Genomic DNA, 22,321 nt, shown 5'->3' on the forward strand with positions numbered 1-22,321 from the left:
TTAACATAAATCTGCTAAAAATCGCTAATTTGTGTAAAATATACCGAAATTGAATAGAGGAGAAAAAAATGCTGTTGATACCTGCCATTGATTTGAAAGAAGGACGCTGTGTCCGCTTAAAACAAGGCTTGATGGAGCAGGCGACGGTGTTTTCCGATTCGCCGGCAGAGATGGCGTTGCATTGGCGCAATCAAGGCGCACGCCGTTTGCATTTGGTTGATTTGAACGGCGCATTCGCAGGCGTTCCTCAAAATTTTCCGGCGATTAAAGAAATTTTGGCCGCCGTAGCCAAAGATATTCCGGTACAGCTTGGCGGCGGTATCCGTGATTTGGGCACCATTGAAAAGTATTTGGATTTGGGTCTGACCGATGTGATTATCGGCACGGCTGCGGTAAAAAATCCTGAATTTGTGCGCAAAGCATGTAAGGCATTTTCAGGTCAGATTATCGTCGGCTTGGATGCCAAAGACGGTATGGTGGCGATAGACGGTTGGGCAACGGTAACGGAGCATCATGTCGTCGATTTAGCCAAGCGTTTTGAAGACGATGGCGTCAACAGCATTATTTATACCGATATCGGTCGCGACGGCATGATGAGCGGCGTGAATATCGAGGCTACCGTCAAATTGGCTCAATCTGTGAATATCCCGATTATCGCTTCCGGCGGCTTGACGAATTTGGACGATATCCACGCATTGTGTGCCGTTGAAAAAGAGGGTGTGAGCGGTGCGATTACCGGCCGCGCAATTTATGAGGGAAGTATTGATTTCGCACAGGCACAAAAACTGGCCGATTCTTTGGTTTGACCTAAGTGCGTTTAATTATGCAGATTAAGGCTTTGCAAGGGGTAACAGCGCAGGAGTTGACGTATAGCTGAAAATGCCTTCAAAGGCGGCATTTTGCAAAGTCCTTAGACTTAAAATCTGTCTGAAATAATTATAAAAAACAACTCACTCAATATCTTATTTTATTAAGGGATTGGTATGCTTGAAGCGTTTGTTTTGGGTTTTTGGATTATCTGGTCATCCGACCGCGAAGTGTATCCGCTAAGCGAAAGTTTGTGGTTTACACTGATTGCTGTGATATTGCGGCAGCTGACGGCGTTTGATTTGCCGATTATCGATACCTATTGGATGATTTTCAACGGGATAATATGGGCATTTGCCGGTTTGATTTTTTCCATTGTCGGCCGCATTGACAGCAATTTCATTATTTCCTGTGTTTTGGCGATGATGGCCGGCATTGGTTATTTTCAGCTGTTGCAACATTTACCGGATTGGTTGAGCAAATTTTTGGCCTGACGGTTTCAGACGGCCTGATAACGGATAAGAGGTATTGAGTATGGCATTGGCAAAACGAATTATTCCTTGTCTGGATGTAAAAGACGGTCGCGTGGTAAAAGGTGTCAACTTTTTGGGTTTACGCGATGCAGGCAATCCGGTTGACGTTGCCAAACGCTACAACGATGAAGGTGCGGATGAGTTGACCTTTTTGGACATTACCGCTTCCAGCGACAATCGCGATACTATTTTGCACGTTATTGAGGCAGTCGCATCACAAGTTTTTATTCCATTGACGGTCGGCGGCGGTGTGCGTACGGTTGCCGATATCCGTCGTCTGCTTAATGCCGGTGCCGATAAGGCCAGCATCAATACGGCCGCTGTAACCAATCCTGATTTGGTAAATGAAGCGGCCGGTTTTTTTGGTTCGCAAGCGATTGTTGTTGCTGTGGATGCCAAAGCGATCACCCCTGAAAACACCCGTTGGGAAATCTTTACCCACGGCGGACGTAATCCGACCGGTTTGGACGCGGTGGAATGGGCTGTCGAAATGCAGCGGCGCGGTGCGGGCGAGATTTTACTGACCAGTATGGACCGGGACGGTACCAAGCAAGGTTTCAACCTGCCTTTGACACGCGCGGTCAGCGAAGCGGTCGATATTCCGGTCATTGCTTCCGGCGGTGTCGGTTCGGTTCAGCATTTGGTGGACGGCATTAAAGAAGGAAAAGCAGATGCGGTATTGGCCGCCAGTATTTTCCACTTTGGCGAAGCGAGTATCCGCGAAGCAAAACTGGCCATGCGTGAAGCAGGAATTGAAGTGCGTTTGTGATTGCTATCCAAAGGCCGTCTGAAAAATATGGGAGAAAAACGCGAATGTCGAATATAAACGAAACGCTGCTGAATGCCGTAAAATTTGATGAAAAAGGTTTGGTTTGCGCGATTGCCCAAGATTGGCAGACACAACGTGTGCTGATGGTTGCCTGGATGAACGCCGAAGCCCTGCAAAAAACCGTAGAAACCGGGTTTGCCCACTATTACAGCCGTTCCCGCCAAAAACAATGGATGAAGGGCGAAGAGTCCGGACATACGCAAAAAGTACACGAATTGCGCCTGGATTGCGATGGCGACGCAGTGGTCATGCTGATTGAACAAAACGGTGGCATTGCCTGTCATACTGGGCGCGAAAGCTGCTTTTACAAAGTTTGGCAAGACGGCGCATGGCAGATAGTGGATGCTGTGTTGAAAGACGAAGAAGCAATTTACGGACATAAACATTCTTAAGGCCGTCTGAAAGAAAATAAGAGAAACCGACCATGACCGATACTATCCTTACCCAAATTCAAAACGTCATCGATTCGCGCAAAGGCGGCGATCCTGATGCTTCTTATGTCGCCCAACTGCTGCACAAAGGCGAAGACAAGATTTTGAAAAAAGTCATCGAGGAAGCGGGTGAAACCTTGATGGCCTCTAAAGATGGCGGTGGCGAACATTTGGTTTACGAAGTGGCGGATTTGTGGTTTCATACCATGGTTTTATTGGCGCATCACGGATTGCGCGCTGAAGATGTGGTAAATGAGCTTGCGCGCCGTCAAGGTTTGTCGGGGTTAGTGGAAAAAGCTTCTCGCAAAGAATCTTGAATTTATATTACAATCTCGCATTTGACCTGTTTCAGAATCCGTCTCTTGGGGCAAAACGATTTCACTTTTTGGGTTGAAACCCGTTATGCCCGTTTTCAGACGGCCATTGGAGCCATTATGGATAATTGTATTTTCTGCAAAATCGCAACCAAAGATATTCCGGCACAAACCGTTTACGAAGACGATGAGATGCTTTGTTTCAAAGATATCCGTCCTGCCGCTCCGGTGCATCTGCTGCTGATTCCGAAAGTGCACTTCGATTCACTGGCACACGCAACTGCCGAACATCAAACCCTGTTGGGCAAAATGATGTTGAAAGTTCCTCAAATCGCCCATGAGGCAGGTTTGACCGACGGTTTCAAAACCCTGATCAACACAGGTAAAGGCGGTGGACAGGAAGTCTTCCACCTGCATATCCATATCATGGGTACGCCCGCATAGTTATTATCTCTTTTTAAATTAAACAAATTCAAGGATTTATCATGGGTAGCTTCTCTCTTTGGCACTGGATTATCGTACTGATTATCGTCGTTTTGGTATTCGGTACCAAAAAATTGCGCAACGTCGGCAAAGATCTCGGCGGTGCAGTGCATGACTTCAAACAAGGCCTGAACGAAGGTACAGACGGCAAAGATGCCAAAAAAGACGAAGTCATCGAACACAAAAAAGACGAAGACAAAGCATAATCCATGTTTGATTTCGGTTTGGGCGAGCTGCTGCTGGTCGGCGTTGTCGCCCTGATAGTGCTTGGTCCCGAACGTCTGCCGCAAGCCGCGCGCACGGCCGGGCGTTTGGTCGGCAAATTGCAAGGATTCGTCAATAACGTCAAGCAGGAATTCAACACTCAGGCTGAGTTGGATGAATTGCGCAAGGTGAAGCAGGAATTTGAAACTGCCGCATCTGAGTTTCGCGACGGTATCAAAGACTTGGGCAACGATGCACAAAAAAATCTGAGCGATATTTCAGACGGCCTCAAGCCGTGGGAACGCCTGCCCGAACAGAAAACGCCTGCCGATTTCGGTGTGGATGAGTTGGGCAATCCTTTGCCTGATCTGGCTTCAAACAGCACTGAGAATGAAAGCGCAATCCAAGCTTCTGAGCAGGGTGGGGCAGTGCAAACCCAAGAGCTTGTCGAAGCTGAAAATGCCGAATCCGAGCAAGACCGCGCTTGGCGTGAGTATTTGACGGCTTCAGTTTCACCTGCTCCTGTGGTAGAAGTCAGCTATATCGAATCTCCTGTTGCCGATGTTCCTCCGCTGCATACGACTTCTTTGCGTAAGCAGGCGATGAGCCGCAAACGCGATATGCGCCCGAAATTCCACGCCAAGCCCAAACTGCGCGTCCGTAAGTAAAAAGTGAGTCAACCGGTGTCCGAACCTCAACACGAACAACCCGTCCAACCGCTTATCGAGCATCTTCTCGAGCTGCGCCGCCGCATGATGTGGATCGTCATCGGTATTGTTGTCTGCTTTTTGGGCATGATGCCGTTTGCCCAGCAGCTCTATACCTTTGTTGCCGAGCCATTAATGGCCAATCTGCCTAAAGATACCAGCATGATTGCAACCGATGTGATTGCGCCGTTTTTTGTGCCGGTCAAGGTTACCTTGATGGCGGCGTTTCTGCTGTCGTTGCCACACACGCTGTATCAAGTTTGGGCGTTTGTTGCTCCTGCCTTATACCAAAACGAAAAACGCTTGATTACGCCGCTGGTGTTGTCCAGCGTAACGCTTTTCTTCGTTGGTATGGCCTTTGCCTATTTTTTGGTGTTCCCCGTTATTTTCAAATTCTTGGCCGGGGTAACCCCTGTCGGCGTCAATATGGCGACCGATATCGACAAATACCTGTCCTTTATTTTGGGCATGTTTGTTGCATTCGGTACGACGTTTGAAGTTCCCGTTGTTGTGGTGTTGCTTGCAAAAATGGGTATTGTTTCGACTGAACAGCTTAAGAATGCGCGTCCGTATGTGATTGTCGGTGCGTTTGTCGTGGCCGCAATCATCACGCCGCCTGACGTAATTTCTCAAACCCTGCTTGCTGTTCCGCTGATTCTGCTCTACGAGGCAGGCATTTGGTTCAGTCGTTTTGCCAAAGCGAAAACGCAGCAGGAAGATGAGGATACACCGCAACCACCGGCAGAAGTTTAAGAATTAAGGCCGTCTGAAGAATTTTTCAGACGGCCTTTGTATCATGGCACTTTCAGTTTTTAAGAAAAAGCATGATGGATGTTTGGGGAGTCGTAAAACATTACTGCCCAGATTCTTTTGATTCGGCTAAAATTTTTGACCGAGGATTTTGCCGAAATCGAAGCAGTAATGCGTAACAGTCCCTCATGCCTCAATGGGCTGGATTTTAATACCAAACTGCCGGAATTACGTTTGGGAAATGGGGTGATTTTTACCAAGGCATAAGCCGAAAATACTTGATTTTAGGTAATTGAAAAAATATTCGTTTCTATTTTATCGAGAAGAATGATGTCAGGCCGTCTGAAAATTAACTACGTTTCAGACGGCCTTTTTATTGCCTTTGTTTTTTCTTTGCTATTCTTAGTTATCAAGCATCTTGCAAAAAGGATTTTGAAAAAGAGAAGTTTATATTTTGACTAAATCCAGCCGTATGAATCCATAGTGAAATGTGTTATCTGATCTACGTGTGTTAAGAAACATTAATAAGTTTGTATTTTCCTTACAGAGAAAGGCTTCAAAATGGATGGACTCAAACGCTGAGTGCCGGTACCTTGCTCGGTATTGCCGCAGCAGCGATTTTGCTGATCTTAATTTTGATTGTAAAACTGCGCGTTCATGCCTTGCTGACGTTGGTATTGGTCAGCCTGCTAACTGCCATCGTAACAGGTCTGCCTATGGGCAGCATTGTTAATGATGTATTGGTCAAAAACTTCGGCAGTACACTCGGCAACGTGGCGTTGCTGGTCGGTTTGGGCGCAATGCTCGGCCGTTTGGTAGAAACTTCCGGTGGTGCTCAGTCTTTGGCAGATGCGCTGATTCAGATTTTTGGTGAGAATCGTGCGCCGTTTGCCTTAGGCATGGCTTCTTTGATTTTTGGCTTTCCAATTTTCTTTGATGCCGGCTTGGTGGTGATGTTGCCGATTGTGTTTGCAACGGCACGCCGCATGAAGCAAACTGTTTTGCCCTATGCGTTGGCATCTATTGGCGCATTTTCGGTCATGCACGTCTTCCTGCCGCCACATCCCGGCTCGATTGCAGCTTCTGAGTTTTATGGCGCAAATATTGGTCAACTGCTGATTTTAGGTTTGCCTGTTACCTTGATTACTTGGTATTTCAGCGGCTATTTATTGGGTAAAGTTTTAGGTCGCAGCATTCATGTACCTGTTCCTGATCTGATCAGTGGCGGTACGCAAGATAACGACCAGCCGAAAGCACCTGCAAAAGCATCTACCGTCGTCGGCATTATGCTGATTCCTATGTTGTTGATTTTCTTGAATACTGGTTTATCCACTTTAATCAGCGAGAAAGTCGTCAGCGCAGACGAAGGTTGGGTGCAATTTGGTCGCATGATCGGTTCGACACCGATTGCTTTGCTGATTTCCGTTTTGGTAGCCATGTATGTATTGGGTGGTAAACGTGGTGAAAAAGCCAGCGCATTGGAGAAAACCATCGATGGTGCATTGGGTTCGGTTTGTTCGGTCATTTTGATTACCGGTGCGGGCGGTATGTTCGGCGGCGTGTTGCGTGCCTCCGGTATCGGTAAGGCTTTGGCAGACAGTATGGCTGACTTGGGTATTCCTGTTTTGCTGGGTTGTTTCTTGGTGGCTTTGGCTTTGCGTATTGCGCAAGGTTCTGCGACCGTTGCATTGACTACCGCTGCCGCGTTGATGGCACCAGCCGTTGCAGCGGCAGGCTTCAGCGATTGGCAGATTGCTTGCGTAGTATTAGCTACGGCGGCAGGCTCCGTTGGTTGCAGCCACTTTAACGACTCCGGCTTCTGGCTTGTCGGCCGTCTGTTGGATATGGATGTGCCGACGACCTTGAAGACATGGACGGTCAACCAAACACTTATCGCATTCATCGGTTTTGCTTTATCGTCAGTGTTGTTTGTTTTGGTTTAATCGGGAAAACGGGTGGATAGTGTTTTTGAGATAACACAATCCGCCCGTTTTTAAATACCGTTAAAATCTAGATAAACAAGGAGTAGAAAAATGACGACACATTTTGTCATGATGGGCGTGTGCGGTTGCGGTAAAACCACGGCCGCACTCTCGTTGCAAAAATATCTCAACCAATGCCCGTATGCCGAAGGCGATGATTTCCATACCTAAGCCAACCGCGATAAGATGGGTGCCGGTATTCCGTTGACGGATGAAGACCGTTACCCATGGCTGGGCAATTTGTGTGACTGGATGACGGAGCAGGCAAAAAACGGGGAAAAATATTCCATCGTTACTTGTTCCGCACTCAAGCATCACTATCGCGATATTCTGCGTGGTGCGGAAGGGAAGGTGGCTTTTATTCATCTGACTCCGCCTCAAGCAATCAATCTTGAACGTATGCTGTCGCGTCAGGGGCATTATATGAAAGCCGGTATGCTGGATTCGCAGCTGGAGATTTTGGAAGAGCTGGGTGCAGATGAATACGGTGTCAAAATCGACAATCCGGGTTCGCCTGAGGCCGTTGAGGCAGATATTGTGAACTGGGTGAAAGCACAAGGCTTAATTTAGTAATGATCAGAAATGGAAAGGCCGTCTGAAATATTTCAGATGGCCTTTTTTGATGGGATTTAGAATGTTTTTTGCGAGTCAAGCAGTAAGGTAACCGGCCCGTCATTGCAAAGGGAAACCTGCATATGGGTTTGGAATCTGCCGGTTTCGACAGTCAGTCCATGTTCGCGTAAAAGTTGCGCGGTATATTGATAAAGCTTATCCGCTTGTTCGGCAGGGGCAGCATTGGAGAAGGACGGACGGCGGCCGCTGCGTGCATCGGCGAAAAGGGTAAATTGGGAAATCAATAATATCGAGCCGCCGACATCTTTGAGCGATAAATTTAATTTGCCGTTTTCGTTTTCAAAGATACGCAGGTTGGCGGTTTTGTCCGCAATGTATTTGGCGTCTGCTTCCGTGTCGGCGTGGGTAACGCCGAGTAATATCATAAATCCGTTGTTGATTTCGCCGCAGGTTTCTCGGGAATCTTCGGACAAAACGTCAACTTTGGCTTGGGTAACTTTTTGAATGACAGCGCGCATAATGTTTTGTGAATACAAGGAGTTGTAGAAAAAAGGGCGCAAGATACGCCCTCTGGGTTCAAATATGGTTTCAGACGGCCTGAAACTATTGAATCAATTTACGGATTAATGCCATTTTCTTTTAAGATGCGTTCGATCTGATTATTAACTTTTTGCCGTTTGACAGCTTGGGCAAGCTGATTACGCACCAGTTCGAAAGGTTTGGCTTTAGGATCGCGTTCTACTGCACTGAGTTTAAACAGGTAAAAACGGTTTCCTATTATAACCGGTTCATGCGTTACATCACCTCGGTTCATGTCGGCAAAAGCGGTAGCCAGTTGAGGAGAGAGCTGTTGCGGAGAAATGAAGCCGTCAAATTCTTGTTCTGGGTTGGGATAGCGCTTCATCAGCTCTTCGAATGACAAGCCTTTGAGCAGCAGTTCTTGCGCGGCGCGTACTTCGTCGGCTGAGGCAAAGCTGACTTGTTGTAGTTTGATGATGCGTGTTTGCTGGTCGTAGAAACGGCGCAACTCGGCATCGTCAACTGCGGTTTGACGTTCTAGATAAGCAGCGTATTGGTTGGCATAGAACTCAGCTTCAACGTTTTTAAACTGATTCTGCACTTCCGCATCTTTGTCCAAACCAGCCTTGATGGCTTCATTTTTCAAAATTTCCAAAGTCTGCAAACGTGTAACCACATCTTTGCGGATTGCCTGACCATCGGGTTTGGCAGTTTGGTTGGGATGCTGGTCGGCCTGTCTCAATACTTCGGCAACCATGCTGTCGATACGGGCGGGATCGATATCAGGTGCTTTGGCGGTTGCCAAACCGACGGTTGACAGGGCAAGGATAGCCAAAACGGCAGTTTTGGGCTTGATGTTCATGTGAGTTCCTTATTGCCCGCCGCTATCACCGCGGGCACGTTATATTATTTGTTGACTTTGATGCTGGCTTTTTTCAGCAATGATTGAATGGCCGCATCAACACGGGCTGCCTGTAAGTCGCTGCCAATCTCGTTTTTAGCGGCTTCGTAAGAAGGTACGGTAACGTTGCGACGGTCATTGACGTAGAAAACGGCGTACAGATTACCGTTTTGTAGCGGCGTTTTAGTGTGCGCGCCTTTTTTCAGGTCTTTGACGGCTGCATAAAGCGGAGGTGCTGATTCTTGCAAATCTTTGAGCGGAACATAAGCTTTAGGGATACCGCCGGCTTTTTTGGCTGCTTCATCAATTGAGTATTGGTTCAATACCGAAACAAAGCTTTTTTTCGCGTCCAAATCGGCAATGGCTTTTTGGGCATTGCTGCTGCTGTCGGTTAAGATTTCGCCCAGTTGGACTTCCTGAGTACCTTTATAGAAGTTGCTGAAGTCGTTGTAAGCGGCTTTGACGTCTTTTTCTTGGACAGGATATTGACGGACGATATGTGCCGCGAACGCTTGGCCTAACAAATCATTTTCGAAAACTGCCCATTCGGTTTTGAATGTGGCTTTTTTATCTGCACCTTGCTTGGCGGCATCAGCACGCGCCTGTTCCAATGCTGTTTTGAATTCAGCGCTTTGATCCAGTTTTAATTTTTTGGCTTCTTGGGTAACCACAGTGCTGATAACTTGGCGTTCAGTCAGCATTTGACGCAATTCAGGAGTATCTTGAACGTTGGGGTTGCTGGCGCGTACGGAAGCAACTTGGTCATCGATAACGCTGCTGTCGATGGCTTGGCCGTTGACGGTAACCAAAGTTTGGGCAAACAGGGTGCCGGAAGTCAGGGCAAGCATCAAGGTTGAAGCAAAGTAGGTTTTTTTCATCGTATTTCTCTTTTAAATTAATGATTGGAAGTGAATTAATGATTAGAAATCAAAGTTTGAGTAGTAATCTTAATGGAAGTATTCGTCCGGCGTGGCCGCTTTGATACTGAGTGCATGAATCAGGCCGTCTGAAAACAAGTCCTGCAAAAGCTGCTTAATCATACGTTGCCGCTGGAGGCGGCCAATGTTCTCAAATGCGTTGCTGACCACCACTATAGCGTAATGCCCGCCGCCTTTATTGCCGGCATGGCCGGCGTGCAGGTGGCTTTCATCTTCAAAATCGAAGAACTCAGGCTCAAGCGCCTGCAGGCGTTCCTCGATAATTTGACGCATATTGCTCATTTGAATACGGCTTTAAAGGGTTTAATCAATACTTCTGCGTATACGCCGGCATCGACGTAAGGGTCTTGTTCAGCCCATTCTTGTGCAGCGTCCAAAGATTCAAATTGAGCCACGATCAGGCTGCCGGAGACACGTTCCGGATTGTCTGGTAGAGGATTGGGGCCGGCAGTCAGCAGACGGCCTTGCGCTTTCAATTCTTCCAAGCGTGCTAAATGAGCAGGGCGTGCTGCCATGCGTGCTTCGTGGACATCTTCGGCATCAGTAGCCAAAAGCATAAAATATTCCATTATTGATCCTCCTTAGACTGGAAACGCATCAGATACATGCCCTGTGCGATGGAAAAAATGATTGTGAAACCCAATGTGCCGAATAGTTTGTAATTGACCCATTGGTCTGGAAAATACGTAAAGACAAAGAGGTTGGCCGCACCCATAAAAATCAGGAAGCCAATCCATGCATAAGTCAGGCGTGTCCATGCAAAATCAGGGAGCTGCATTTCTTTGCCCATGACGGCTTTAAGCCCGTTTTTACCGGCAAGGTGGCTAAACAGCATGACGATTGCGCCGATCCAAAACAGAACGGTCGGTTTCCACATGATAAAGCGGTTGTCTTTCAGCAGAATCGTTGCACCGCCCAAAAAGACAATTAAAATCAGGCTGATCCATTGCATGGTGTCCAGCTTGCGGTGTTTCCAAAAGGTCAGCGCAGCTTGGGCAATACCGACTATAACCGCAACAGTCGTTGCGGCAATCATGTCTTTGGTGATGATGTATGTGATGAAAAATAAGAATACGGCGAATAAGTCGCTCAAAACCTTCATATATTAATGATGAAACTAATTGAGTAAATGCTAATCATACAGGGAGATGTGTTTTTTTGCACCTTTCCCTATGACTTTAATACCACATATATCCATATGAAATATTTGTTTTGGGTTGGCGGAATTTGTAAAAAAGAAACACAAGCATGCAAAAGTAATAGATTTGCTAAGGAATTTTAGGCTGAATAGCCTCTATTGCTTGGCAGGAATGGGTTAAAAATATATCATGACGTAATATCTAGTAAATATATGGTTAAATGCGCGCACATTGGTCAGTACCATAATTTCCGAACAGGGGATCAGTTTTGAAAAAACATCACAATATTAAATTAATTACAGCTTCTATCGCTTTAATGACATCGCTCAGTGCCTCTGCAGGTTTGGGCGGCTTGAATGTTCAATCTCATTTGGGTGAGCCTTTTACAGGCAGTATCACTGTGACTGGCGAGGAAGCTCAGGCTCTGCTTAATGGCGGTAAGGCCACTATTTCAAATGGTAATTTGCGCGCGGCGGTACGCAAATCAGGCGATAAGGCAGTCGTTACCATTCGTTCCTCTAAAGCCATCAAAGATCCTGTTTTGGTTTTCCAAGTAGGTGTCGGCGCGCAATCGCGTGAATACACTGCTATCATCGATCCGGCCGGATACGACGCTAAAGATGCGGCATCCGTCCGCCCCCGTCAAACTGCCGAATCCCAATCCTTCGAGCCGACACGCAATGCCCAACAGCCTGCAACTAAAAACAATAAAGCAGTAGGTAATCAGGCAGCTCAAGCGCGTAAGGATGTGCAGCGTAAGGCTGAGAAAAAACAAGTTCAGACGGCCTCTGCTAAAAACGACACAGCTGCACGTTCAGGTAGACAGCATTTGGTGCGTACGGGTGAAACCCTGATTGCCATTGCGTCCAGCATCCGTCCGCAAGGTATGACCTTGGATCAAACCATTCAAGCATTGGTTAATGCCAATCCGGATGTGTTTATTGATAACAATGCCAACCGTATGTTGGCAGGTAAAGTGCTGAATATTCCAAATCGTAGTGAATTGCAACGCTTAGCTGCTTCTGCTCCTGTTAAAACCAATACAGCGGCAGAAAAAGGCAATGAAACCGTCAATGCAACAGAAGCTAAAACAGAAAAACCTGTTGTTCAGCCTGAGGCTCAAACGGAAGCTCAGGTTAAAGATGCTGGTGTAAATACACAGCAACAGGAAGAAGTGAAACAAGCTTCAGCAGAACAAGCAGCATCTGCAGTGGTTAATGAAAATGCCGCATCGACTGTTCCTGCGTCCGATATTCAAGAAGCTATGGCTTCTGATGCTCAAGAGAACGTAGTGGCTTCTGAGCCTGTTGCAACCACGGATTCTGTCGCGGAGCAAACAGAAGGCGAATCAGACGGCAATTTATGGAAATGGTTATTGGCAGGCGGTGCGGCTCTTATTGCTGCTTGGTTGTTGTTAAAAGCTGCGGGTAAACGTAAAGATGAGCCGGAAGCGGCACCTGTAAGCCGTAAGGATGAAGAGAAGGCTGTACAGAAAAATGTTGCCGCTTCAACTGCTGCGGTTGCTGCAACTAAAGTAACGCCGTCTGAAAAAACTCAAGACGGTCTGTTTATCGAAGACGATTTTGAAGATGATGTGGTTATCAAAGAGGTAGAAGAATCTTCCAATATTGATGATGTCAAACTTGATTTGGGTAAGATTGACAATAGTCAGGCAGGTATTCTTTCAGGTGCAGTAACGCATGATGTTGAGACAGAGCAACGTCGCCATGCTGATTGGGACAATATCGAATCAACGGAAAGCGTGTACGAGCCTGAACCAGAAAATCCGTATCAGCCAGTATCTGTTGTTATGCCTGAACGTAAAGAAGAGCAGGTAAATACATTTGCTGAGTTTGATTTGGCGGCAGAGAAAAAGGTCTCCGAGTTAAGAAATGAAGAGCCACTTGAGTTTACGGTAGAAACCCCTGAAGCTTCAGGCGGCCATGCGTTGCCATTTGATGTCAAGCAAGATCAAGACTTGCAAATTCAAGAAACCAAAGAAGAAGCAGAGAAAGAAGCAGCTGCTTCCGAGTTTGTGATTGAAGAAGGTGCATTGGAATGGGAAGCTGAAGATGTTTCAGTAGCCGCTGATCAAAGCAATAGTGAAAGAGGCTTTGTTTCAGAATCAGTCGGCATGACTGCACCGTTTGAAGCCAAATATGATTTGGCTAAGATGTATATCGAAATCGGTGATCCTGAAGCGGCTCGAGAAACATTGCAAGGGCTGATTGAGGAGGCTGAAGGCGATATTCTGCATAAAGCCCAAAAACTGATGAAAGAACTTGGCGCGTAAGTGCCAGTCAAATGCAGATGCCGTTTCAGACGGCATCTTTTTTATGGTAAATTAAAAAGCAAGATTTTGGCTGAGTCTATTATTGGTTGGGTAAGATTTCAGCTTTATATGATGGTTGAAGATGAAGGCCGTCTGAAATACAAAATGGAGGCGTGTGTTAATCACGCCTTTTTAATATTTGTTACTTGAGCGTAGGCAACAATATCAATTTACAAGAAGTATAAGAAATGACTGAACAAGTAAATACAACAGGGCATCTGGTGCAGCGCTGGGCTTTGACCCTCTCTTATGACGGTAGTCGTTTTTATGGTTGGCAAAAACAGGCTGGAGATTTGCCGACTGTTCAGACGGCCTTAGAGCAGGCGTTGTCTTCAATAGCAGAGGAGCAAATTAATACTATTGTTGCGGGAAGGACGGATACGGGTGTGCATGCAACTGCCCAGGTAGTGCATTTTGATACATCAGTAAATCGTCCGGAGCAAGCATGGGTGCGGGGGGTCAATGCACATTTGCCTGATGGTGTTGCTGTGTTGGTTGCGCAAAAAGTTGCACCTCATTTCCATGCCCGATTTGATGCTTATGGCCGTCATTATCGTTATTTATTGGAATCCTCACCGGTTCGTTCTCCATTATTGGTTGGTAGAGTAGGGTGGACGCATTTGAAATTAGATTTAAATCTGATGAGGCAGGCTGCTGCCTTATTGGAGGGGGAGCATGACTTTTCTAGCTTTCGAGCAGCTGAATGTCAGGCGAAATCTCCTGTAAAGACACTATATAGTACAAGTATTAGTGGAACTGCTCGCTATCTGTGCCTTGATTTGCATGGAAATGCATTCTTACATCATATGGTACGCAATATTATGGGAGCATTGGTGTATGTGGGTAGTGGCAGAATCAGTGTGGATGAGTTTGAGTCAGTCTTTCATGCAAAAAGTAGATTGAAGGCTCCGCCAACTTTTATGTCAGATGGCCTGTATTTAACAGGTGTTGACTATCCTGATGAGTTTGGCGTGAAGAAACTATCGTTACCCGAGTGGATGAGCGTTCTAGGTAATGATTTTCAGACGGGCTAACTGCGGATTGTTGGTATAAAAGCAACAAAATAGCTGGATTGATGTGTAAATTAATAAAGTGTTGTAAAAATGCACAATTGGTTTTAAAAGAAATTTATCATTGATTTTAAATAATAAATTTCATTTTTTTAGGCTGTGTTTGCCTTTGCTGGGTTTCAAGGGTGGTGGGGGTGGATTGAATAAAGTTTGTTTTTTTAGAGAGGAGCAATTATAGTAACAGTCATGGAATCGCTGATTCCAGCGATAATGTAAGCCTAAGCGGATTGTCCGGTCTGCTTAAGTTATTTCTTCACAATAGAAAAGGAATACAGCAATGAAAAAATCTCTGATTGCTCTGACTTTGGCAGCTCTGCCTGTTGCAGCTATGGCTGATGTGACTCTGTACGGTCAAGTTAAAGCCGGCGTTGAAATTTCTAAAGTAAAAGTGGGTAAAGCTACTTCTAAAACTGCTACTGAGATTGCTGACTACGGTTCTCGCATCGGCTTCAAAGGCCACGAACATTTGGGTAGCAACTTGAATGCTATTTGGCAAGTTGAACAAAACACTTCTATCGCCGGTGGTGACTCTGGTTTTGCTAACCGTGAATCTTTCATCGGTTTGGAAGGTGGTTTCGGTAAAGTTCGTGCCGGTAACCTGAACACTGCTCTGAAAGACAGCAGTGACAGCTTCGACCCTTGGGAATCTGGTGCCGCTAACGCAGATGCTCTGCAACTGGGTAAAATTAAACGTGTAGATACTCGTAAAGTATCTGTACGTTACGACACTCCTGTATTTGGTGGTTTCAGTGCAAGCGTACAATACCAACCTCGCGACAATGCTAACCCTGGCGACAAATACACTCACACTGTGAAAAGCCGTGAATCTTACGATTTGGGCCTGAACTACGAAAACTCTGGCTTCTTCGGTCGTTATGCTGGTTCTTACGCTAAACGTGCTGACTTGGATGCTGGCTACTTGGATGCATTCAACAGCAACACTACTTTGGCTGCTGGTGCTTACAAAGATCACCAAGCACACCGTCTGACTGCTGGTTACGATGCTAACAACCTGATGGTTGCTGTTGTAGGTCAATACGAAGGCTTCAAAGCTGATGTAGCTGGTGCTAAGAAAAACGAACGTACTGAAGTTGGTGCGACTGCTGCTTACCGCTTCGGCAACGTAACTCCTCGTGTTTCTTACGCTCACGGCTTCAAAGCTAAAGAAGATGGCGTAAAACAAAAAAACAGCGCTTACAACCAAGTTATCGTTGGTGCTGACTACGACTTCTCTAAACGCACTTCTGCCCTGTTGTCTGCCGGCTGGTTGAAAGAAGGCAAAGGCGACTACAAATACGAGAAAACTGCTGGTACTGTTGGCCTGCGTCACAAATTCTAATCTGGCTTAAGATTAGTCTGAAAAAAGAGCCTGTTTTATACAGGCTCTTTTTGTTTTTGTAAGAAATGTATTTTGTCATTGCAGGGGTAGGTTAAAGTATTTTCGATATTCGTTTTCAGACGGTCTATGGAAATTTAAGTCAGGTTCTATTCTATTTAATATATGCTAAATGAAATTTCAGAAATTGTTTTGAGTATTATTATAAATAAGTTAATAATATAGGGATGATTCTTGGATTGAGTTGATTTTCCTATGTTTCATGCCTAATAATAAAAGGTTCATCTAATGTAGTTCTAAAGTATTATTAGTATGTAGAATCTGATTTTAAGATTTGTAAACTTGATTTTAATCAAATTATTGCTGATAGATGATTCATATAATATCAGTGTTTAGAGTATCGATATATCGGGAATAGCCATGTCCTGCCTTGAAGTAAAGTGTTTAAGTGGCATTTGGAAACGAATCCTTATGCTGTTCGCTGTATTTTTCATGATGATGGTAAGCCTGCCTGCTTACGCGGAACGCTTGCCTGATTTCTTGGCAAAAGTTCAGCCGTCTGAAATTTTCCCAGGTGCTGACCGCTACGGTAAGCCTGAAGGTAAGCCCTTGGTTGCTCGCGTGTACAAGGGCGAAGAGCAGCTTGGCTTGGTTTATATCACAACTGACGTAGTCAATACGCGCGGTTATTCGAGCAAACCGATCGATACGATGGTTGCATTGGCCAATGATGGCACTATTGCCGGCGCAAAATTGGTTGAGCACCATGAGCCGATTATGCTGATCGGTATCCCGCAATCCCGTGTCGATAAATTCATTGACAAATATATCGGCTTAAATTTTATTAAAAACCCGCCTCAACCAGGTGTTGCACCAGGGGATATTATTAGTGGTGCGACTGTAACCCTAATGGTCATCAATGACAGTATTCAGCGCTCTGTTAAAGCAGTAATCAATCAATATCATTTGGGTACAGATAAAGCAGTTCAAGCCGGTACGGCAGCTGCTTCCGGCGAGCAGTCTGCCGAACCTGCCGTTCAAACTCGTCCGCGTCGTGTTGCCAATCAAGACAAACAAGATATCCTGTCATGGAATGCGCTTTTGGAACAAAAAGCCGTCGGTCATCTGCATATTTCTATCGACGAAATCAATAAACTGTTTGAGAAAAGCGGTAAAGCAGGTGTGGCAGATCATGCGGAGCAGGGCGATGGTAATGATACATTTATTGATCTGTATGTTGCCTTGGTCAGCCAACCTTCCATCGGTAAAAGCCTTTTAGGTGAAGCCGGTTGGAACAACCTGCAAAAACGTTTGAAACCTGGCCAAGAAGCCGTGATGGTGGCCGGCGAGGGTCGCTATTCTTGGAAAGGTTCAGGTTATGTCCGCGGCGGTATCTTTGACCGTATTGAAATGATTCAAGGCGATACCAGCTTCCGCTTTACCGATGCGCAACATGAACGTGTAGTTGCTTTATCTGCCGAAGGTGCGCCTGCATTTAAAGAAGTTTCTTGGTTCACTATCCCCGAAGGTGTGGAATTTGATGGTGCTGAACCATGGCGTTTGCAATTGATGATTCAACGCGTATTGAGCGTAAATGATAAGGCATTTGTAACTGCCGATTTGGATTATGAATTGCCAAAAGGCTACTACGTTGACGATCCTAAAGCACCGCCGGTTGAAATTAGTGCACCGGTTGAGCCGGTGGCTGCGGCAGCCTCTGCTCCGGAGGAAAGTACAGGTATTGCAGAAGATGCAACGGCTGAGGAAGGCGTATCCAACCAACTTTGGAAACAGGTTTGGAAAGCCAAACAAGGTCAAATCGTGGTTGTCGGTATTGCTTTGACAATTCTTCTGTTGGTATTCCTGTTCCAAGATTGGATTGTCCGTTACGAAAAATGGTATGACCGATTCCGTCTTTGTTTCCTGACCTTTACGCTGTTTTATATCGGCTGGTATGCTCAGGCACAATTATCGGTAGTGAATACTTTGACGTTGTTCTCAGCTGTTTTGACTGAGTTCCACTGGGAATTTTTCCTGATGGATCCGCTAGTATTCATTCTGTGGCTCTTTACAGCGGCGACCATGCTGTTGTGGAACCGCGGTACATTCTGTGGATGGCTGTGCCCTTTCGGTGCATTGCAAGAGTTAACCAACCGTATCGCTAAAAAATTGGGTCTGAAACAGATTACAGTGCCACACTTGTTGCATACCCGTCTGAGTGCGATTAAATATGTAATTTTCTTCGCTTTGCTGGCAATTTCCCTGTACGATTTGGGTACGGCTGAAAAATTTGCTGAAATTGAGCCTTTCAAAACTGCAATTATTTTGAAATTCATGCGTGAATGGTGGTTTGTTCTGTTCGCCGCCGCTTTGCTGATTGCAGGCTTGTTCATCGAACGTTTCTTCTGCCGTTATCTGTGTCCTTTGGGTGCAGGTATTGCATTGCCGGGCCGCTTCCGTGTGTTTGATTGGCTGCGCCGTTATAAAATGTGCGGTAACCCATGCCAGATTTGTACACACGAATGCCCAGTACAGGCAATCGCACCTGAAGGCGACATTCATCCGAACGAATGTATCCAATGTCTGCATTGTCAGGTAATGTATCATCACGATACGCGTTGTCCTCAAGTAGTGGCAACGAATAAGAAAAAACAAAAACAAGCAGCGGCAAAAGCTGAACAGCATGATGCGGCAGCGACGCAAAATGCCCAAGAACAAGTCGTCCAGTTTGTTAAAAAAGAATCGGCAATCAGTGTCGACAAGTAGTAATTTATCAATAAAAAAAGAGGGCTGTATCGGCAGCCCGACTTAGAAAATTTTTCATCGGCAGGCCGTCTGAAAAATCGGCCGCCGGATTTTATCCAAGGAGTGTCGTATGTCAGACGAAAAATTAGAACAAAACGGCTTAAGCCGTCGTTCATTCTTAGGTACTGCCGCTGCTTCCGGTGCAGGTATTGCCGGTGCCGGTTTGTTGGGCTTGGCCGGTTGCTCTAACGGCGAGGGTGATAAAGCTGCTGCTTCCGGTGCTGCACCTGCCGAAAAAGCCGCTGCTCATTCTGCCGAGCCGGGCAAACAAACTTCCGAAGTCGGTCCAGGCGAGCTTGACCAATACTACGGTTTCTTGTCAGGCGGTCAATCAGGCGAAATGCGCTTGATCGGCGTACCTTCTATGCGTGAGTTGATGCGTATCCCTGTGTTCAATATGGACAGCGCTACCGGTTGGGGTCGTACCAACGAGAGCCTGCGTATTTTGAATGAAAAAATTACGCCGGAAACCCGTAAATTCCTGCAAGACAGCGGTCTGCGCTGCTACCCTAACGGCGACTTGCACCACCCGCACTTGTCTTTTACCGATCAAACTTACGACGGCCGCTATGCATATGCCAACGATAAAGCAAACAACCGCGTTTGCCGTATCCGCTTGGATGTGATGAAAACCGATAAAATCGTTGAAATCCCAAACGTTTCAGGTGTTCACGGTCTGCGTCCTCAACGCTATCCGAAAACTGGCTACGTATTTGCCAACGGCGAGCATATCGTTCCTGTTGACGGCGTAGGCAAATGGGATGATCCTAAAACTTGGAATGCCGTTTATACTGCAGTTGACGGCGAAACCATGGACATCGCATGGCAAGTATTGGTAGACGGTAACTTGGATAATGGCGATGCCGACTACCAAGGTAAATACTCTTTCTCTACCTGCTATAACTCTGAGCGCGCTCTGACTGTACAAGGTGCATCTTCTAACGAACAAGACTGGTGTGTGGTATTTAACCTGGCCGCCATCGAAGAAGGCATCAAAAAAGGCGACTTCAAAGAAGTTAACGGCGTGAAAATGTTGGACGGTCGTGCGGAAGCCAACTCTCCATACACTCGTTACATCCCGGTTCCTAACTCTCCTCACGGCTGTAATGCAAGCCCTGACGGCAAATACATTATGCTCAACGGTAAACTGTCTCCAACCGTTACCGTATTGGATGTCAGCAAACTGGATGACTTGTTTGCAGGTAAAATCAAAGAGCGCGATGTTGTTGTAGCCGAGCCTCAACTGGGTCTTGGCCCATTACACACTGCATTTGACGGTCGCGGCAATGCTTATACTACATTGTTTATCGACAGCCAAATGGTGAAATGGAACATTGACGATGCGATTAAAGCCTATAAAGGCGAGAAAATCGATCCGATCAAACAAAAACTCGACGTTCACTATCAACCGGGCCACAACCACACTACCATGGGCGAAACCAAAGAAGCCGACGGTAAATGGTTGGTATCTTTGAACAAGTTCTCTAAAGACCGCTTCTTGAATGCCGGTCCTTTGAAACCTGAGTGTGACCAATTGATCGATATCTCCGGCGACGAAATGCGTCTGGTGCATGACAATCCGACTTTTGCCGAACCACACGACTTGTGCTTGGTTGCCGCGTCTAAAGTGAACCCAAGCAAAACTTGGGACCGCAAAGACCCATGGTTCTGGCAAGAAGCTTTGGAACAAGCTCAAAAAGACGGTGTTGAGCTGGAAAAAGCTGCCAAAGTCGTACGTGAAGGCAACAAAGTACGCGTGTACATGACTGCCGTTGCGCCTGCTTACAGCGTTCCTCAATTTGAAGTGAACCAAGGCGACGAAGTTACCGTATATGTAACCAACGTTGAGACCATTGAAGACTTGACTCACGGCTTTACTTTGGAAGGTTATGGCATTGCTATGGAGATTGGCCCGCAAGCTACATCTTCTGTAACCTTCAAGGCTGTCCGTCCAGGTGTACACTGGTACTACTGCCAATGGTTCTGCCACGCATTGCACATGGAAATGTCTGGCCAAATGATTGTTAAACCAAAATAATTTCGGTTTGATGATTTAATTCTTCAGGCCGTCTGAAAAAACATTCTTTCAGACGGCCTTTATAGCAAAGTTGTTTGTCGGCCGATATGGCCACAAAATGAAAGCCATCATCAGACAGCTTTGCTATAACACCAAAATACCTGTTTCCGCATCGGTTTATCATGCGGCAAGCAGGCCGTCTGAAACAGAGATATGATTATGACGCACACACAAATCCATCGTTCCAAATGGCAACGTGCCGCACTCGTATTGCTGCTTGGCAGCATGGTTCAGACGGCCTTTGCCGCAGTCATCAACGTATCCGCACAAGACAATCTCAATGATGCTTTGGCGCGCGCCCAAGCCGGCGATACGCTCAAGCTTGCCTCCGGTGCATACAAAACCAAACTCTATATCGACAAACCCATTACCATCGAAGGCCCTGCCGACCGTTCCGCCAAGATTGTCGGCGACCGGAGCGGGAGGACGGTTGCCGTTCATGCGCCTGATGTAACTTTGCGCAATCTGACTGTTTCCCATTCCGGCATGAGTTTGCCAGCAATGGATGCCGGTATCTATTTAGAAGAGACGGCAACGCGCGCACTGGTGGAGCATAACAACATCATCGACAATTCCGTCGGCGTGTATATTCACGGTGCGGCAGAATCCATGGTGCGGGAAAATAAAATCATCGGCGATGCAACCCTGCGCGTCAACGAACGCGGCAACGGCGTAACCGTCTGGAATGCGCCCGGTGCGCAAGTGGTCGATAACGATATTTCCAAAGGCCGTGACGGTATTTTTTCAAATACCAGTACTCATAATACCTACAAAGGCAACCGCTTTAGCGACTTGCGCTTTGCCGTCCATTATATGTACACCAATGACAGCGAAGTCAGCAACAATATCTCCGTCGGCAACAACATGGGTTATGTGCTGATGTTTTCCGAACGCCTGAAAGTGTATGGCAACATTGCCGTTGGCAGCCGCGACCAAGGCATTATGCTCAACTACGTCAATTATTCCGAAATTCACGATAATGTGATCAACAAGGCAGGCAAATGCGTGTTTGCCTACAATGCCAACTACAATAAAATTTTCGACAACCATTTTGAAAACTGTCAAATCGGTATTCACTTTACCGCGGCCATTGAAGGCACAAGCCTGTTCAATAATTCGTTTATCAACAACGAAAGCCAAGTCAAATACGTCAGCACCCGTTTCCTTGATTGGGGCGAGGGTGGTCGCGGCAACTATTGGAGCGATAACAGCGCCTTTGACCTTGACGGCGACGGCTTCGGCGACAGTGCCTACCGTCCCAACGGGATTATCGACCAAATCATCTGGCGCGCACCCGTCGCCCGGTTATTGATGAACAGCCCTGCCATCAGCATTGTCAAATGGGCGCAATCGCAATTTCCCGCCATCCTGCCTGGCGGCGTAATTGACAGCAAGCCTTTGATGAACCCTGTCCGCAATAAAACGACAACCAAATACGAAGCCATGAAGGACGAATTGCTGCATGAAGCAAAAACGCACCAATCCGAATGGGGTAATGCCGAAAACGGTGCGCTGACAGGCGGAAATGCCAATATGTAACCTTTCAGACGGCCCAATATCAAAGGCCGTCTGAAACATTCACTAGAGGAAT

At 46.5% G+C, this 22,321-nt stretch carries 22 protein-coding genes and 1 pseudogene; 17 read left to right on the top strand and 6 right to left on the bottom strand.

Translation table 11 applies throughout. The annotated features are described in order from the left end of the window. Window positions 1-68 precede the first annotated feature (68 nt). The 11 genes and pseudogenes from hisA to O3681_RS09800 all read left to right on the top strand — a co-directional run bounded on the left by hisA (window position 69) and on the right by O3681_RS09800 (window position 7,610). Window positions 69-806 (top strand): 1-(5-phosphoribosyl)-5-[(5-phosphoribosylamino)methylideneamino]imidazole-4-carboxamide isomerase, encoded by a 738-nt coding sequence (gene hisA / locus O3681_RS09750; protein WP_371459851.1) that lies wholly within the window; start codon window positions 69-71, stop codon window positions 804-806. Between the two features lie 177 nt (window positions 807-983). Further along, window positions 984-1,301 carry a multidrug transporter MatE gene (locus O3681_RS09755; RefSeq protein ID WP_070460191.1) on the top strand — a complete coding sequence of 106 codons (318 nt, stop codon included), beginning with the start codon at window positions 984-986 and terminating at the stop codon, window positions 1,299-1,301. Between the two features lie 40 nt (window positions 1,302-1,341). Then, the gene (hisF, locus tag O3681_RS09760) at window positions 1,342-2,109 is read left to right on the top strand and encodes an imidazole glycerol phosphate synthase subunit HisF (RefSeq protein WP_371459852.1); all 768 of its coding nucleotides are present in this window, start codon (window positions 1,342-1,344) and stop codon (window positions 2,107-2,109) included. Between the two features lie 44 nt (window positions 2,110-2,153). Further along, window positions 2,154-2,561 carry a phosphoribosyl-AMP cyclohydrolase gene (hisI, locus tag O3681_RS09765; protein ID WP_371459853.1) on the top strand — a complete coding sequence of 136 codons (408 nt, stop codon included), beginning with the start codon at window positions 2,154-2,156 and terminating at the stop codon, window positions 2,559-2,561. A gap of 32 nt (window positions 2,562-2,593) precedes the next feature. After that, window positions 2,594-2,917 carry a phosphoribosyl-ATP diphosphatase gene (locus O3681_RS09770; RefSeq protein ID WP_003679440.1) on the top strand — a complete coding sequence of 108 codons (324 nt, stop codon included), beginning with the start codon at window positions 2,594-2,596 and terminating at the stop codon, window positions 2,915-2,917. 117 nt (window positions 2,918-3,034) lie between these two features. After that, on the top strand, window positions 3,035-3,358 hold the full coding sequence (locus tag O3681_RS09775; RefSeq protein WP_049329536.1) for a histidine triad nucleotide-binding protein: 324 nt from the start codon (window positions 3,035-3,037) through the stop codon (window positions 3,356-3,358). 41 nt (window positions 3,359-3,399) lie between these two features. Continuing rightward, on the top strand, window positions 3,400-3,603 hold the full coding sequence (gene tatA, locus O3681_RS09780) for a Sec-independent protein translocase subunit TatA (RefSeq protein WP_003679438.1): 204 nt from the start codon (window positions 3,400-3,402) through the stop codon (window positions 3,601-3,603). 3 nt (window positions 3,604-3,606) lie between these two features. Further along, complete coding sequence (tatB, locus tag O3681_RS09785) at window positions 3,607-4,269, top strand: Sec-independent protein translocase protein TatB (RefSeq protein WP_371459854.1); 663 nt, start codon at window positions 3,607-3,609, stop codon at window positions 4,267-4,269. Window positions 4,270-4,284: 15 nt separating this feature from the next. Continuing rightward, a complete protein-coding gene (gene tatC / locus O3681_RS09790; protein WP_049331173.1) occupies window positions 4,285-5,061 on the top strand; it encodes a twin-arginine translocase subunit TatC in 777 nt (258 codons plus the stop codon). 527 nt (window positions 5,062-5,588) lie between these two features. Continuing rightward, window positions 5,589-7,001: a GntP family permease gene (locus O3681_RS09795; RefSeq protein ID WP_371459855.1), complete on the top strand. Its 1,413-nt coding sequence runs from the start codon at window positions 5,589-5,591 to the stop codon at window positions 6,999-7,001. A 90-nt stretch (window positions 7,002-7,091) separates the two neighbouring features. After that, window positions 7,092-7,610 (top strand): annotated as a pseudogene (locus O3681_RS09800) (gluconokinase, GntK/IdnK-type). Between the two features lie 59 nt (window positions 7,611-7,669). On the opposite strand, the gene dtd reads toward O3681_RS09800, so the two are convergent. From dtd to O3681_RS09830, 6 genes are all read right to left on the bottom strand, one after another. Then, window positions 7,670-8,131 (bottom strand): D-aminoacyl-tRNA deacylase, encoded by a 462-nt coding sequence (gene dtd / locus O3681_RS09805; protein WP_314597364.1) that lies wholly within the window; start codon window positions 8,129-8,131, stop codon window positions 7,670-7,672. A 98-nt stretch (window positions 8,132-8,229) separates the two neighbouring features. Continuing rightward, window positions 8,230-8,994, bottom strand: coding sequence for a peptidyl-prolyl cis-trans isomerase (locus O3681_RS09810; RefSeq protein WP_371459856.1), 765 nt, complete (start codon window positions 8,992-8,994; stop codon window positions 8,230-8,232). A gap of 44 nt (window positions 8,995-9,038) precedes the next feature. Further along, the gene (locus O3681_RS09815) at window positions 9,039-9,911 is read right to left on the bottom strand and encodes a peptidylprolyl isomerase (protein WP_371459857.1); all 873 of its coding nucleotides are present in this window, start codon (window positions 9,909-9,911) and stop codon (window positions 9,039-9,041) included. A 69-nt stretch (window positions 9,912-9,980) separates the two neighbouring features. Further along, on the bottom strand, window positions 9,981-10,253 hold the full coding sequence (locus O3681_RS09820) for a BolA family transcriptional regulator (protein WP_070460214.1): 273 nt from the start codon (window positions 10,251-10,253) through the stop codon (window positions 9,981-9,983). Then, window positions 10,250-10,540, bottom strand: coding sequence for a YciI family protein (locus O3681_RS09825; protein WP_004519663.1), 291 nt, complete (start codon window positions 10,538-10,540; stop codon window positions 10,250-10,252). The genes O3681_RS09820 and O3681_RS09825 overlap by 4 nt, the downstream gene beginning before the upstream one ends. Further along, entirely contained in the window at window positions 10,540-11,073 is a 534-nt protein-coding gene (locus O3681_RS09830) for a septation protein A (RefSeq protein WP_371459858.1), read from the bottom strand. The genes O3681_RS09825 and O3681_RS09830 overlap by 1 nt, the downstream gene beginning before the upstream one ends. A gap of 353 nt (window positions 11,074-11,426) precedes the next feature. On the opposite strand from O3681_RS09830, the gene O3681_RS09835 reads away from it, so the two are divergent. The 6 genes from O3681_RS09835 to O3681_RS09860 all read left to right on the top strand — a co-directional run bounded on the left by O3681_RS09835 (window position 11,427) and on the right by O3681_RS09860 (window position 22,269). Beyond that, the gene (locus tag O3681_RS09835; RefSeq protein ID WP_371459859.1) at window positions 11,427-13,403 is read left to right on the top strand and encodes a FimV/HubP family polar landmark protein; all 1,977 of its coding nucleotides are present in this window, start codon (window positions 11,427-11,429) and stop codon (window positions 13,401-13,403) included. 227 nt (window positions 13,404-13,630) lie between these two features. After that, window positions 13,631-14,476: a tRNA pseudouridine(38-40) synthase TruA gene (truA, locus tag O3681_RS09840; RefSeq protein ID WP_107724143.1), complete on the top strand. Its 846-nt coding sequence runs from the start codon at window positions 13,631-13,633 to the stop codon at window positions 14,474-14,476. A 313-nt stretch (window positions 14,477-14,789) separates the two neighbouring features. Beyond that, the gene (gene porB, locus O3681_RS09845; RefSeq protein ID WP_107724144.1) at window positions 14,790-15,851 is read left to right on the top strand and encodes a trimeric porin PorB; all 1,062 of its coding nucleotides are present in this window, start codon (window positions 14,790-14,792) and stop codon (window positions 15,849-15,851) included. Between the two features lie 468 nt (window positions 15,852-16,319). Then, on the top strand, window positions 16,320-18,614 hold the full coding sequence (locus tag O3681_RS09850) for a 4Fe-4S binding protein (RefSeq protein ID WP_371459860.1): 2,295 nt from the start codon (window positions 16,320-16,322) through the stop codon (window positions 18,612-18,614). A 109-nt stretch (window positions 18,615-18,723) separates the two neighbouring features. Next, window positions 18,724-20,691: a TAT-dependent nitrous-oxide reductase gene (gene nosZ, locus O3681_RS09855; RefSeq protein ID WP_036493194.1), complete on the top strand. Its 1,968-nt coding sequence runs from the start codon at window positions 18,724-18,726 to the stop codon at window positions 20,689-20,691. A gap of 198 nt (window positions 20,692-20,889) precedes the next feature. After that, on the top strand, window positions 20,890-22,269 hold the full coding sequence (locus O3681_RS09860) for a nitrous oxide reductase family maturation protein NosD (RefSeq protein WP_371459861.1): 1,380 nt from the start codon (window positions 20,890-20,892) through the stop codon (window positions 22,267-22,269). Window positions 22,270-22,321 lie beyond the last annotated feature (52 nt).

It is taken from the genome of Neisseria sp. 27098_8_158 (genome assembly GCF_041433145.1).
Lineage (GTDB): Bacteria > Pseudomonadota > Gammaproteobacteria > Burkholderiales > Neisseriaceae > Neisseria > Neisseria subflava_E.